Source organism: Methylobacterium sp. CM6247 (assembly GCF_054817925.1).
This window is the reverse complement of the sequence record NZ_JBTXKX010000003.1, coordinates 4,776,084-4,788,991: the sequence shown is the minus strand read 5'-3', so window position 1 is coordinate 4,788,991 and position 12,908 is coordinate 4,776,084. Positions and strand designations below refer to the sequence as shown.

Annotated in this window: 14 protein-coding genes; 11 read left to right on the top strand and 3 right to left on the bottom strand. The window is 66.7% G+C overall.

Features of this window, described 5'->3' with window-relative positions:
• The first annotated feature begins 89 nt into the window (after positions 1–89).
• From ACYQOP_RS23685 to ribB, 3 genes are all read left to right on the top strand, one after another.
• Entirely contained in the window at positions 90–1,229 is a 1,140-nt protein-coding gene (locus tag ACYQOP_RS23685) for an anhydro-N-acetylmuramic acid kinase (protein ID WP_419952707.1), read from the top strand.
• Positions 1,230–1,397: 168 nt separating this feature from the next.
• Positions 1,398–2,501, top strand: a complete 1,104-nt coding sequence (aroC, locus tag ACYQOP_RS23680) for a chorismate synthase (RefSeq protein ID WP_461224500.1) — start codon at positions 1,398–1,400, stop codon at positions 2,499–2,501.
• Positions 2,502–2,549: 48 nt separating this feature from the next.
• A complete protein-coding gene (gene ribB, locus ACYQOP_RS23675; RefSeq protein WP_207410470.1) occupies positions 2,550–3,626 on the top strand; it encodes a 3,4-dihydroxy-2-butanone-4-phosphate synthase in 1,077 nt (358 codons plus the stop codon).
• A gap of 7 nt (positions 3,627–3,633) precedes the next feature.
• On the opposite strand, the gene ACYQOP_RS23670 is transcribed toward ribB, so the two are convergent.
• A complete protein-coding gene (locus ACYQOP_RS23670) occupies positions 3,634–4,569 on the bottom strand; it encodes a histone deacetylase family protein (protein WP_461224497.1) in 936 nt (311 codons plus the stop codon).
• A 184-nt stretch (positions 4,570–4,753) separates the two neighbouring features.
• On the opposite strand from ACYQOP_RS23670, the gene ACYQOP_RS23665 reads away from it, so the two are divergent.
• The 8 genes from ACYQOP_RS23665 (at position 4,754) to ACYQOP_RS23630 (ending at position 10,951) form a co-directional block, all read left to right on the top strand.
• Positions 4,754–5,437, top strand: coding sequence for a L,D-transpeptidase (locus tag ACYQOP_RS23665; protein WP_461224495.1), 684 nt, complete (start codon positions 4,754–4,756; stop codon positions 5,435–5,437).
• A 204-nt stretch (positions 5,438–5,641) separates the two neighbouring features.
• On the top strand, positions 5,642–6,094 hold the full coding sequence (locus ACYQOP_RS23660) for a hypothetical protein (RefSeq protein ID WP_461224493.1): 453 nt from the start codon (positions 5,642–5,644) through the stop codon (positions 6,092–6,094).
• A gap of 319 nt (positions 6,095–6,413) precedes the next feature.
• Positions 6,414–6,686, top strand: a complete 273-nt coding sequence (locus ACYQOP_RS23655; protein WP_461224491.1) for a diguanylate cyclase domain-containing protein — start codon at positions 6,414–6,416, stop codon at positions 6,684–6,686.
• 111 nt (positions 6,687–6,797) lie between these two features.
• The gene (locus ACYQOP_RS23650) at positions 6,798–8,801 is read left to right on the top strand and encodes an acetyl-CoA carboxylase biotin carboxylase subunit (protein ID WP_461224489.1); all 2,004 of its coding nucleotides are present in this window, start codon (positions 6,798–6,800) and stop codon (positions 8,799–8,801) included.
• 199 nt (positions 8,802–9,000) lie between these two features.
• Positions 9,001–9,432, top strand: a complete 432-nt coding sequence (locus ACYQOP_RS23645) for a gamma-glutamylcyclotransferase family protein (RefSeq protein WP_056423837.1) — start codon at positions 9,001–9,003, stop codon at positions 9,430–9,432.
• A 37-nt stretch (positions 9,433–9,469) separates the two neighbouring features.
• On the top strand, positions 9,470–9,751 hold the full coding sequence (locus tag ACYQOP_RS23640; RefSeq protein WP_461224487.1) for an acylphosphatase: 282 nt from the start codon (positions 9,470–9,472) through the stop codon (positions 9,749–9,751).
• A 169-nt stretch (positions 9,752–9,920) separates the two neighbouring features.
• Complete coding sequence (locus ACYQOP_RS23635) at positions 9,921–10,658, top strand: DUF599 domain-containing protein (RefSeq protein ID WP_461224485.1); 738 nt, start codon at positions 9,921–9,923, stop codon at positions 10,656–10,658.
• Positions 10,655–10,951: a DUF3253 domain-containing protein gene (locus ACYQOP_RS23630; RefSeq protein WP_461224483.1), complete on the top strand. Its 297-nt coding sequence runs from the start codon at positions 10,655–10,657 to the stop codon at positions 10,949–10,951. Before ACYQOP_RS23635 ends, ACYQOP_RS23630 begins: the two co-directional genes overlap by 4 nt.
• A 22-nt stretch (positions 10,952–10,973) precedes the next feature.
• On the opposite strand, the gene ACYQOP_RS23625 is transcribed toward ACYQOP_RS23630, so the two are convergent.
• Positions 10,974–11,786: a YdcF family protein gene (locus ACYQOP_RS23625; protein ID WP_311274690.1), complete on the bottom strand. Its 813-nt coding sequence runs from the start codon at positions 11,784–11,786 to the stop codon at positions 10,974–10,976.
• Between the two features lie 47 nt (positions 11,787–11,833).
• Entirely contained in the window at positions 11,834–12,895 is a 1,062-nt protein-coding gene (locus ACYQOP_RS23620; protein ID WP_461225449.1) for a lysine-2,3-aminomutase-like protein, read from the bottom strand.
• Between the last annotated feature and the right edge of the window lie 13 nt (positions 12,896–12,908).

Sequence of the window (12,908 nt, the reverse complement as noted above, 5' to 3'; positions counted from 1 at the left end):
ACAGAAGAAACGCCAGCGTGATAGCAGTAGGTCAAGTGATGCGCGGCTCTTAGCAGGGCTCACCGCGGAAGGCACGGGGCGTAAACGGCATGACCATGATGCGGGCGATCGGCCTGATGAGCGGCACCTCCCTCGACGGCGTCGACGTGGCGCTGATCGAGACCGACGGCGAGGACGTGAAGGTGGTCCGCAGCCATAACGGTTACCTCGAGCCGCTCGGCCCCACCGGCTATCGCGGCTATACCGACGAGGATCGTGAGCTGCTTCGCCGGGCACTGTCCGATTCCGAAGCCGTGGTCGCGCGCGAGGACCGGCCCGGCTGCCTCGCGGAGGCGGAGGCCTTCGTCACCGCGGCCCATGCGGAGGCAGTGGAAGCCTTCCTTGCGGATAACGGCCTCAGCGCTGCGGATATCGACGTCATCGGCTTCCACGGGCAGACCGTGGTCCATAGGCCCGACCAGCGCATGAGCGTGCAGATCGGCGACGGCGCCGCACTCAGCCGCCGTCTCGGCATCCCGGTCGTGTCGGACATGCGCCATGCCGATATCGCCGCGGGAGGGCAGGGGGCGCCTTTGGTGCCGGTCTTTCACAAGGCGCTCGCCAAGGCGGCGGGCTATGACGGCGCGCTCGGCATCCTCAACATTGGCGGGGTCGCCAATGCCACGCTCATCGCCTCCAACGGCGACGTCATCGCCTTCGATACCGGACCCGGCAACGCCCTCATCGACGACTGGATGCGCGAGCGCACCGGCCGGCCCCTGGACGATGGCGGGCGCACGGCGGCGCGGGGACGGCCGGACGAGCCGCTCCTCGCCTGGCTCCTGACCCATCCGTTCTTCTTCCGCCGGCCGCCGAAATCGCTGGACCGCAACTGGTTCTCGCACAAGCTCGCCGGCCAGCTCTCCACGGAAGACGGCGCGGCGACGCTCACCGCCTTCACCGCTCGGTCCGTCGCCCGGGCCCTCGACCACGCGCCGGAAATCCCGACGCGCTGGATCGTCGCCGGCGGCGGCGCCCGCAACGGCGAGCTGGTGCGGCTCCTGAACTACCACCTGCGCGCCGAGATCACGACGGCGGACGCCATCGGCTGGTCCTCGGCCTATCTCGAAGCCCAGGCCTTCGCGCATCTCGCCGTGCGCTCGCTGAAGGGCCTGCCGATCACCTTCCCGTCGACGACGGGTGTGCGGGAGGCGATGACCGGCGGGGTGCTGGCGCGGCCGGAGGCATGATACCAAGTCTCACTGAACCCGACCCATAGGTCGGGTTCAGTGAGGTCCGGCGGATGACCGCCGCCGCGCCGTCGCGCGGGCAGAGCTCGATGAGTCAGGCTCAGCGAGGTCTGGCATGAGCCCGGCGCTTTGCTCTCGGCCACATCCCGCGCTAGAGCGTCTCCCACCATGTCGCACAACACTTTCGGCCATCTCTTCCGCGTGACCACCTTCGGCGAGAGCCACGGGGTGGCCCTCGGCTGCGTGGTGGACGGGTGCCCGCCGGGGATTCCCATCGAGGCGGCGGACATCCAGGCGGAGCTCGACCGGCGCAAGCCCGGCCAGTCGCGCTTCACGACCCAGCGCCGGGAGCCGGACCAAGTCCGCATCCTGTCGGGCGTCTTCGCCGACGACCGCACCGGCGGCGTCCAGCTGACCACCGGCACGCCAATCGCCCTGGAGATCGAGAACACCGACCAGCGCTCGAAGGATTACTCCGAGATCCGCGACAGCTATCGGCCGGGTCATGCCGACTACGCCTACGACGCCAAATACGGCATCCGCGATTATCGCGGGGGCGGTCGCTCCTCGGCCCGTGAGACCGCCGCCCGCGTGGCGGCCGGGGCCATCGCGCGGCGGGTCCTGCCGGCCGGCATCGTCATCCGGGCCGCCCTGGTGCAGATGGGACCGCATGCGGTCGATCGGTCGCGGTGGGATTGGGACGAGGTGGCGCGCAACCCGTTCTTCTGCCCCGATGCCGAGACGGCCAAATTCTACGAAGAGTATCTCGACGGTATCCGCAAGGACGGCTCGTCCATCGGCGCCGTCATCGAAGTCGTCGCCGAAGGCGTGCCGCCCGGCCTCGGCGCCCCGATCTACGGCAAGCTCGACGCGGATCTCGCCGCCGCGATGATGTCGATAAACGCGGTAAAGGGCGTCGAGATCGGCGACGGCTTCGCCTCGGCGGCTTTGCGCGGTGAGGAGAATGCCGACGAGATGCGCTCGGGCAATGCCGGCGCTCCGACCTTCCTCGCCAACCATGCCGGCGGCGTGCTCGGTGGCATCTCCACCGGCCAGCCGCTGATCTGCCGCTTCGCGGTCAAACCGACCTCCTCCATCCTGACGCCGCGCATGAGCGTGACAACCAACAACCGCGACGTCGATCTCGTCACCAAGGGGCGCCACGACCCCTGCGTCGGTATTCGCGCCGTCCCCGTCGCCGAGGCGATGATGGCGTGCGTGCTGGCGGATCACTATCTGCGTCACCGGGGGCAGGTCGGGACGCGGGGGTGACCCGGCGCGCCGCAGCCCATCCGCCCAGCGAATTCCAAGAGATATCCCGTGCCCCATACCCACGTCACGCAGGCCATCGAGGCCTATGCCCGCGGCGAGATCGTCGTCGTCACCGATGACGACGATCGCGAGAACGAGGGCGACCTCGTCGTCGCGGCCTCGCTCTGCACGCCGGAGAAGATGGCCTTCATCGTCCGCAACACCTGCGGCATCGTCTGCGCGCCTCTCACCCGCGCCGAAGCGCGGCGCCTGCGGCTCGACCCGATGGTCGCCTCCAACGATGCGCCCCTGGGCACCGCCTTCACCGTCACGGTGGATGTGAAGCACGGGCTCACCACTGGCATCTCGGCCGAGCAGCGCTGCAACACGGTGCGGGCGCTCGCCAACGGCAATATGGGCGAATCCGATTTCGTCCGCCCCGGCCACGTCTTCCCGCTCATCGCCAAGGACGGCGGCGTTCTCATGCGCTCCGGTCACACGGAGGCGGCGGTGGACCTCTGCAAGCTCGCCGGGCTGCCGCCGGTGGGCGTCATCTGCGAACTGGCCAACGATGACGGCACGGTGATGAAGGGACCGCAGATCACGGCCTTCTCGGAACTGCACAACCTCAAGCGCGTGTCGGTGGCCGACCTCATCGCCTACCGGCAGGCGCGCGAGAAGCTGGTCGAGCGCGTCGGGACCTTCCCGGTGAAATCGGAATTCGGCGAGCTCACCGGCTTCGCCTACACGACCCCGTTCGAGACGGTGCAGCAATTCGCCTTCGTCCAGGGCGATATCGGCGACGGACAGGATGTGCTGGTGCGCCTGCATCGCTCCAACGTGGTGGCCGACGTGATCGGCGGCGGCAAGTCGATCGACTGCGTCCTGCGCCGTTTCGCCAAGGAGGGACGCGGCGTCCTCGTCTATCTGCGCGACGGCACCGCCGGAGTGCCACTCTCCTCCTATGCGGAAGAAGGAGCGGAAGCCCAGCGCGTGCGGCAATGGCGCGAGGTCGGTCTGGGCGCCCAGATCCTGCGCGACCTCGGCATCGTCTCGATCCGCAACCTCTCGACTTCGTCCCGCTCCTATGTCGGCCTGTCGGGCTTCGGCATCGACCTGTTGGGCGAGGTGCCGCTGGAAGGGTGAGTCCTCCTCACCGTCCCATCAGCGCATCCATATGGGCGGTGACCGAGCGGGCGAGACCGTCCAGGCTGTAGCCGCCCTCCAAGACCGAGACGATCCGGCCGCCGGCATGCTTATCGGCGATCTCCATGAGCTTCCGGGTGGCCCAGCCGAAATCGGCCTCGTCGAGTTCGACGCTGGCCAGCGGATCGAGGCGGTGGGCGTCGAAGCCTGCCGAGATCACGATCAGGTCGGGGGCGAAAACGGAGAGGCGGGAAAGAACCCCCTTCTCGAACTTCTCGCGGAAAATCCCGCTGTCGTCGCCGGCCCGTAACGGCACGTTGACGATGGTGTCGTGGGTGCCACGCTCACCCACCGCGCCCGTGCCGGGAAACAGCGGCATCTCATGGGTCGAGGCATACATCACCGCCGCATCGTCCCAGAAGATGTCCTGCGAGCCGTTGCCGTGATGGACATCCCAATCCACCAAGGCGACCCGGCTGGCTCCGTGCCGTTCCCGGGCGTGACGGACGGCGATGGCAGCGGAGTTGAACAGGCAGAAGCCCATCGCCTGCATGCGCTCGGCATGGTGGCCCGGCGGCCGCATGGCGACGAAGGCGTTCGAACAGGCGCCGCTCATCACCGCATCCACGGCATGGACCGCGCCGCCGACACCGCGCAGGGCCGCATCGAGGGTGCCGGGGGACATCAGGGTATCCGAATCGATCTGGACATAGCCCGACCGCGGGGAGGCCGCGATGATCGCCCCCACATAGGGAACAGGATGGGCGAGAGCGACGGTTTCCGTCTCAGCGCGGGGCGCCGATTCGCGAAGCAGACCGGAGAACCGCTCCTTCTCCAGGGCCGCCTCCACGGCGCGGATCCGGTCCGATCGTTCCGGGTGCCCCTCGGGCATCTGGTGATCCAGCGCGGAGGGGTGGCTTACGTACAGGGTCGTCACGCTCATCCCTCCGAACGATCCTCGTCGTTCCACCCGACCCGATTGTGCTCTACGCACAACATACGATGCAAATGCGCCACGGTTCAGGGTAGCGAGATTACGCGCCGATCAGTCTGCGAGTTAGATGGCGACATAATCCATCAACCACATTCTTCGAAGCCCCCCGGCTTCGAGACAGGCTCACTCTCACATGTCGCCCACGACCCGGTCGCCCATCCCCTCCCGTCACGGCGTCCTGCGTCGCTCACTCGGCGCCGCGACGATCCTGTCCGCCCTCGCTCTCGGCTCCTGCAACACGCAGACGGCGACAGCCCCGCTCAGCCCGCCCACCGCGCATACGGCCCTGGCCCAGCCCCCGACGCTGACCGGTGAGGCCCGTGACAAGGAATGGCTGAAACAGGCGCCGCAGGGCAATGTCGATCCCAAGATCGCCCGCACCACCGTCGACTACAAGACGAACGAGCCCGCGGGCACCGTCATCGTCGTGACGAAGGAGCGCCGGCTCTATTACGTGCTGCCGGACGGCAAGGCCGTGCGCTATCCCGTGGCCGTGGGCCATGCCGGCATGGCCTGGGCCGGGACCGCCAATGTCGACCGCAAGGGCGAGTGGCCGGATTGGAACCCGCCGCCCGAGATGATCGCCCGCCGCCCGGAACTGCCCAAGCGCCTCGAGGGCGGCCCCACCAGCCCCATCGGGGCCCGCGCGCTCTACCTCGCCGAAGGCAAGAAGGACACGCTGTTCCGCATCCACGGCACCAACGAGCCGGAGAAGATCGGCCAGGCCGTGTCGTCGGGCTGCATCCGCATGCTCAACGCGGACGTGGTCGATCTCTACGAGCGCGTGCCGATCGGCGCGAAAGTGGTGGTGCGCTGAGGCGAAGATGGGAACCGGCTCCGTCGCCGAGGCGGCGGAGCCGGGCTCCAAAGATACGATTCGGAAAGGCTCATTCGTGAGCAGCCTTTAACCTGAACGTTGATTCAGATTTGGCCGTTAACTTCTTGAACGGGTGCCTTCTGCATAGTCATCGACATGCAGAAACACAGACCGGCGCAAATAAAGCCGGGGAGGCACCAACCAATGATCAACCATTCGCTTCAGCTCTTCTGTAACCGTGTCGTCGCCGCCGGCCGCATCACCGCCGCCGACGTTCAGGTCCTCGGTCGCGATATCCTCCCGGACGGCATCTCGCATGCGGACGAGGCCGACATGCTCATCGCCCTCGACCGGGCCGTGCCGCAGAGCGACATGTCCTATGCCGATCTTGTGAGCGCCGCAGTGGTGAACTTCGCCGTCTGGGGCGAGCGTCCCACCGGCTACGTCGATGTCGAGATCGCCCGCTGGCTCGTCGGCTCCCTGCGCAGCGATGCCGGCCCTACACCGCTTGCCGCCCGCATCGCTTTCGAGATCGTTCGCGAGGCCGAGACGAGCCACGAAATCCTCGTCGCCTTCGCCATCGGCTCCGCTCACCGTCGTCTCCATGTCGAGGAAGCGACCTCGGTATCGCCGGTCGAGCTGCTGGACGCGGCCTGAATCCGAGCGAGTTCGGATCGCGTTCGCCGGACTGGCCAGTGAACGATGGCGAATAGACGGGGCCTGGAGACACACTCAACCACTACCGGTCTTGGTTCAAAACTTCAGATTTTCCAGAAATCGCAAAAATTCGGATCTACAACGATCAATACACATAAATTGAAACTACGACGCAATATCATTGCTGTCACGCCATCATATCAATAAAATAACCAGTAATCACAGGTATTTTTAGAATAAATATTTATTACACCACTCATATACGCGGATTTAGTTCGCCGAACACTTTCTGCAGCAGTTGAACAGCGTCGATAGATCGTTGACCGAGAAGGCTGAAGACACCCTGGTGTCGGTCACACCGGATTCACTGGCGCTTCCTCATCCGGGCCTCGGCGACGGGCAATGCGTCACGGTCAGCATCGGCCTGTCCCTCGACGTCGGAAATGGTGACGAGTCGGGCTTCCTCGCCCTGGTCCGGCAGGCCGATGATGCGCTCTACCGGGCCAAGGAAGAAGGACGCAATCGCTACGCCGCCCCTTGGATACCATCGACCATGATTTTGAATACACAGCCGGTTTGGCGCAGCGTATGAACAATCCTTCATTGGTCCAGCTTTGCGAAGCCGCACAACTGCTTTAACGGGAACGAGCTTGAGCGCGACGGCGCTCGTGACCTTTCCCGCTTCACCCGAGTGCCTGGACAGATGTTCGAGAAAATCCTGATTGCGAACCGCGGCGAGATTGCGTGCCGCATCATCAAGACCGCTCGCAGGATGGGTATCAAGACGGTCGCCGTCTATTCCGATGCCGACCGGGACGCGGTTCATGTGGCGATGGCGGACGAGGCGGTGCATATCGGCCCCGCTCCGGCCGCGCAGTCCTACCTGATCATCGACAAGATCATCGAGGCCTGCAAACAGACGGGCGCGCAGGCGGTCCATCCGGGCTATGGCTTCCTGTCCGAGCGCGAGGCGTTCCCGCGCGCGCTGGCCGAGGCCGGCATCGTCTTCATCGGCCCCAATCCCGGCGCCATCGCCGCCATGGGCGACAAGATCGAATCGAAGAAGGCGGCCTCGGCTGCCAACGTCTCCACCGTGCCGGGCTTCCTCGGCGTCATCGAGAGCCCCGAACACGCCGTCACCATCGCGGACGAGATCGGCTATCCGGTGATGATCAAGGCTTCCGCCGGCGGTGGCGGCAAGGGCATGCGCATCGCCTATTCGTCGGACGAGGTCGCGGAGGGTTTCGCCCGCGCCAAGTCCGAGGCCGCCTCGTCCTTCGGCGACGACCGCGTGTTCGTGGAGAAGTTCATCACCGATCCGCGCCACATCGAGATCCAGGTGATCGGCGACAAGCACGGCAACGTCATCTATCTCGGCGAGCGTGAATGCTCGATCCAGCGCCGCAACCAGAAGGTCATCGAGGAGGCGCCGTCGCCGCTTCTCGACGAGGCGACCCGGAAGAAGATGGGCGAGCAAGCCGTGGCCTTGGCCAAGGCCGTCTCCTACGATTCGGCCGGTACCGTCGAGTTCGTCGCCGGCCAGGACAAGTCGTTCTACTTCCTCGAGATGAACACCCGTCTCCAGGTGGAGCATCCCGTCACCGAGATGATCACCGGCCTCGACCTCGTCGAGCTGATGATCCGTTCGGCCTATGGCGAGGCGCTGCCACTGAGCCAGGACCAGGTGAAGCTCAACGGCTGGGCCGTGGAGAGCCGCGTCTACGCCGAGGACCCGACACGCAACTTCCTGCCCTCCATTGGCCGCCTCACCACCTACCAGCCGCCGGAGGAAGGCCCGTTCGGCAATGCCATCGTGCGTAACGATACCGGCGTGGAGGAGGGCGGCGAGATCGCGATCCACTACGATCCGATGATCGCCAAGCTGGTGACCTGGGCGCCCACCCGCGCCGAGGCCATCGAATCGCAGGGACAGGCGCTGGACGCCTTCGCCATCGACGGCATCCGCCACAACATCCCGTTCCTGTCGGCCCTCATGGCGCATCCGCGCTGGCGCTCGGGCAACATCTCCACCGGCTTCATCGCCGAGGAATTCCCCGAAGGCTTCGTCGCCCCCGAGCCCGAGGGCGAGGTCGCCCAACGCATGGCGGCGGCTGCCGCCGCCATCGACCACAAGCTCAACACCCGCAAGCGCGGCATCTCGGGCCAGATGCGCGACCCGGCCCTGCTCCATTTCGAGCGCGACCGCATCGTGATCCTGGCCGGCCAATCCTACCCGGTCACGGTGGACGATCTCGGCGAGCATCTCGTCGTCACCGCCGAAGACGGCCGGACCTGGACGGTGGAGAGCGACTGGCGTCCGGGTGAGCCGGTCTGGTCGGGAGAGATCAACGGCACCCGCGTGGCCATCCAGGTGCGCGCCCTTCTCAACGGCGTCGCGCTCCAGCATGCGGGCGCGGCGGCCGAGGCGCGGGTCTTCACCCGGCGCGAAGCCGAACTCGCCGCCTTGATGCCGATCAAGGAGAATGCCGGGTCCGGCAAGCAGGTGCTCTGCCCGATGCCCGGCCTGGTGAAGGCGATCCTGGTGAAGGAAGGCCAGGAAGTGAAGAACGGCGAACCCCTCGCCATCGTCGAGGCGATGAAGATGGAGAACGTGCTCCGCGCCGAGCGCGACGCCACCATCTCCAAGATCGAAGCGAAGGAGGGCGACAGCCTCGCGGTCGACGCGGTCATCATGGAATTCGCCTGATCGCATAGCGATTAAAGGTGCGGGGTAGCCGATCACGGCCTCCTCGCTCCCTCGCTGAACGCCAGGCGCAATCTCGAAGCGAGGGGGATCGACAGCCCCCCTCATTCACCGGGACCCCACGAATGGGCCCTCCTGGGCGGGTCCGACCGTCGAATCGGGCCCGGCAGGCGCTCGTCATCCCCTTCCGGCCAGCCGATCCATGCCCCTGTACTTCTCCTACGGCGCCAACATGGATGCCGCCGCGATGGCAATGCGCTGCCCCGGCTCGACTTCCCTCGGCACCGCCCGCCTGAACCGGCACCGCTTCATCATCATGCGAGAGGGCTATGCCTCGGTGGTGCGCGACCCGACATCCACCGTCTGGGGCGTCCTCTGGGATCTGGCCTTGGCCGACGTGCCGGCCCTCGACCGCTACGAGGGCGTCGCCGGGCGGCTCTACACCAAAGCCTACCAGCCGGTGACCACATCGACCGGCGTGAAACGGGCCTTGATCTATCTCGGCTGCAGCGCCGTTCCGGGGGTTCCGCGACCGGACTACCTGCAACCGGTGCTGGCCGCGGCCGAAGCCGCCGCTTTCCCGGCGCCTTACCTCGCCGAGATGCGCCGCTGGCTGCGGGCAGGACGCGGCTGAGGATCGCAGACAGGGTTGGATGCGAGGAGGTTTATTCTTGGCTACGATCAGAACCGTCGATGTCGTCATCCGTGGCCGGGTGCAAGGTGTCGGCTACCGGTACTGGACCTCGCGCGAAGCGGAGCGTCGCGGCCTCGACGGCCATGTTCGCAACCGTTCGGATGGCGGTGTGGAAGCGACCTTCAGCGGTCCCGCCGATGCGGTCGCCGCCATGCTCGATGCCTGCAAGCTGGGGCCCGCCGGTGCCGTCGTGTCCTCGGTGGAGGAGGTGGACTCCGCCAATCCCCCCGATGCGGGATTTCGCATCCTGCGAACGTGATCTCTCCGTGCCGACGGGCACGATAACGGGTTTCTCTTATCCTTCATCGTCAGAGATTCGTTTCCCACGGATCGGGCCGATGACCTATGGTCCGCGCCGCAGGCGGAACGGCGCCGGACCGGTGAGACCGGGTTCCGGTCGGCCATAGGCCGGGAAGCGATCAGAACCCATGCAGCAGCCGTTCACCTTCGCGGATTTCTCGCCGCTCGACATTGCCGGCCTTCTCTATTTCGTCGCCGCCTGGGCTGGCTATGGGATCGCGGTGGCGCGGATGCGCGGGCGGCGCACGAGCCTGAGCCAGATCATGAACCGCCAGCGGGAGGAATGGTCGCGGCAGCTCATCGTCCGCGACAACCGGGTGGTCGACACCACGATCAACGCGTCCCTCCAGAACGGGACGGCTTTCTTCGCCTCCACGTCCCTCATTGCGCTCGGCGGGGTGCTGACCCTGTCTCGCTCCGGTGACGATGTACTCACGCTGTTCGGCGCGCTGCCCTTCGGCGCCATCGCCACGCGCGTCACCTGGGAGGTCAAGGTGGCGGGCCTCGCCGTCGTCTTCGTCTATGCGTTCTTCAAATTCGCCTGGGCTTACCGTCTGTTCAATTACGGTGCGATCCTCATCGGCGCGGTGCCGCCCAAGGGCGCTGGCGCAGCGCAACGCGACATGGACCGCGCCGCCCGCCGGGCCGCCGCCATGAACATCGCCGCCGGGACCCATTTCGCAAAGGGACAGCGTGCCTTCCTGTTCGCGCTGGCCTATCTCGGCTGGTTCGTGAACGCCTGGTTTCTCATCCTCGCCACCACGGGCGTCATCTGTGTCATGTGGCGACGGCAATTCACCTCCGATATCCGCGCCATCCTCCTCAACGAGGACGACGAGGCCACCCTGCAGGACACCGAGTCATGAGCACAGAGCGCAGATCCGTGAGCGAGGAGGAGATCGGCGAATCGATCCTCCGCCTCGTTTCAGAGCGGGGAGAAGGCAAGACCGTCTGCCCATCGGAGGTGGCGCGCCACCTCGGCGGGCCGCATCCGGACGGCTGGAGCCCGCTGATGCAGCCGGTTCGCCGGATGGCCGTGCGCCTTACCAAGGAGGGCCGCATCGCCATCCTGCGCAAGGGGAAGCCCGTCGCCGACCCCGACGATTTTCGCGGGATCTATCGTCTCGGAATGCCCGTCCCGGCTACCGGCGAAGCCTGAACCTTCTTCGTCGAGAAAAAGATCAGTCGGCCTTCGTCCGCGGCGCCGGCAGCATCGCGTCGGTATAGCCGGCGAGCCGGTAGACGACCAAGCCGATCCATTCCTTGACCACGAGGTCGAGGACCAGCAGCCCGTCGGAGGCGAAGCTCTTCAGCTTCCACGCGTCGCTCCATCCCACCGTGCGGTAATCGACCGGATAGGCCGTCACGTCGAAACCGGCCTGGCGAAAGCAGCCGATGGCGCGTGGCATGTGCCAGGCGGAGGTGACGAGCAGCCAGCGTTCACCCGCCACCGGCTTGACGAGATCGGCCGAGAAACGCGCGTTCTCGTGGGTGTTGCGCGAGCGGTCTTCCAGGATCAGCCGCGTGCGCGGCAGCCCGAGCGTGTCGGCGAAGCGGCTGACGATCTCGGCCTCCGACGTCCCGTCGGTGCCGAGCAATCCGCTGCCCCCGGAGAAGAGCAGCCGCGCCTCCGGGTAGCGGCGCGCGAGATCCGCGAAGGCGATCTGGCGCTCGCCGGCATCGTTCACCGAGAGCTGGCCGCGCGCCAACGTCGTCTGGGTCTCAACGGCGCCACCGAGCACGATCACGCCCTTGATCGGTGCCCCATCCTCCGCGAAGCGCGGGAAACGGTTTTCGAGGGGCAGGGTGATCCAGGCAGAGAGGGGCAGGAGGCCGCCGAGGAAGAGCCCGGCGAAGCCGAGGAGGGCCAGACCGCGCCCGAGGCGCGGCGTCCAGCCGCCGAACATCAGGACGCAGCCGAGGAGCCCGATCAGGATGAAGAAGTTCGAGGGCGTGATGACGAAATAGATCAGTTTCGAGAGCGGAAAGAACATGTCTGGACCCTGAAGCCTCGTCTCAGTCGGGCGCGTCCGCGCGCGGGTCAGTCTCGGTCCGGCCTGTCCGCATCCGGCGGGTAGGGATGCTCCAGCCCGTGAGGGTCGGTGACACGCCAGCCGGACCTGTCGCTTGCGAGATAGGACGGCCCCACCGGCACCTTGCCGTGGCCGCCGGGAATATCGAGCACGTAGAGCGGTTGGGCGAGGCCGGACAGGCGCCCGCGCAGGCGTCCCATGAGGTTGCGACCCGCCGCCAATCCGGTGCGCAGGTGCCCGGTGCCGGGCGCGAGATCGCCATGATGAAGATAGTAGGGCTTCACCCGGTTCTCGACGAAGCTTCGCATCAGGCTCGCGAGGGTCTCGGGGTCGTCGTTGACCCCGGCGAGCAGCACCGACTGGCTCACCATCGGGATGCCGGCATCGACGAGACGGGCGATGGCGCCTTTCGCGGCCGGCGTGAATTCGCGCGGATGATTGGCGTGGAGCGCGACATAGACCGCACCGCCGAAGCGCTTCAGGGCAGCGACGAGATCGTCGTCCACGCGGGCGGGCTCGACAACCGGCACACGGGTATGGATGCGCAGGACCTTGACGTGCGGGATGACGGCGAGGGCCTCGGCGATCTGCCCGAGCCGGCGGGCCGAGAGCGCGAACGGGTCGCCCCCGGTGAGGATCACCTCCCAGATGTCGGGCCAGTCGGCGATGTATGCGAAAGCGGCGGCGAGTTCGTCCTCGCTCAGGGTGCCGAGCCCGTCCGGCCCCACCATCTCGCGGCGGAAGCAGAAGCGGCAATAGACCGGGCAGATATGCAGGGGCTTCAGCAGCACCCGGTCGGGATAGCGGTGGACGAGGCCCGGAAGCGGCGAATGCGCGGCATCGCCGATCGGGTCCGAATCCTCCTCCGGACGTGTCTCCAGTTCCTCCGCGCGGGGCAGGAACTGGCGGGCGATGGGATCGGCGGGATCGGTCGGGTCGATCAGTTCGGCCATGTCGGGCGTCACCGAGACCGCGTATCGCGCCGCCACCGCTTCGAGCGCGGAAAGATCGGACGGAGCGACGAGCCCGGCTTCGACGAGCTGCGCGGGGTTGCGAAGGGAGCGGGGCAGGGAACGGGGAAGC

Bases quoted from the DNA above. Each gene is read 5' to 3' on its own strand.
- ACYQOP_RS23685 (WP_419952707.1), top strand. From the start codon at position 90: ATGACCATGATGCGGGCGATCGGCCTGATGAGCGGCACCTCCCTCGAC.
- aroC (WP_461224500.1), top strand. From the start codon at position 1,398: ATGTCGCACAACACTTTCGGCCATCTCTTCCGCGTGACCACCTTCGGC.
- ACYQOP_RS23670 (WP_461224497.1), bottom strand. From the start codon at position 4,569: ATGAGCGTGACGACCCTGTACGTAAGCCACCCCTCCGCGCTGGATCAC.
- ACYQOP_RS23665 (WP_461224495.1), top strand. From the start codon at position 4,754: ATGTCGCCCACGACCCGGTCGCCCATCCCCTCCCGTCACGGCGTCCTG.
- ACYQOP_RS23660 (WP_461224493.1), top strand. From the start codon at position 5,642: ATGATCAACCATTCGCTTCAGCTCTTCTGTAACCGTGTCGTCGCCGCC.
- ACYQOP_RS23650 (WP_461224489.1), top strand. From the start codon at position 6,798: ATGTTCGAGAAAATCCTGATTGCGAACCGCGGCGAGATTGCGTGCCGC.
- ACYQOP_RS23645 (WP_056423837.1), top strand. From the start codon at position 9,001: ATGCCCCTGTACTTCTCCTACGGCGCCAACATGGATGCCGCCGCGATG.
- ACYQOP_RS23635 (WP_461224485.1), top strand. From the start codon at position 9,921: ATGCAGCAGCCGTTCACCTTCGCGGATTTCTCGCCGCTCGACATTGCC.
- ACYQOP_RS23630 (WP_461224483.1), top strand. From the start codon at position 10,655: ATGAGCACAGAGCGCAGATCCGTGAGCGAGGAGGAGATCGGCGAATCG.
- ACYQOP_RS23625 (WP_311274690.1), bottom strand. From the start codon at position 11,786: ATGTTCTTTCCGCTCTCGAAACTGATCTATTTCGTCATCACGCCCTCG.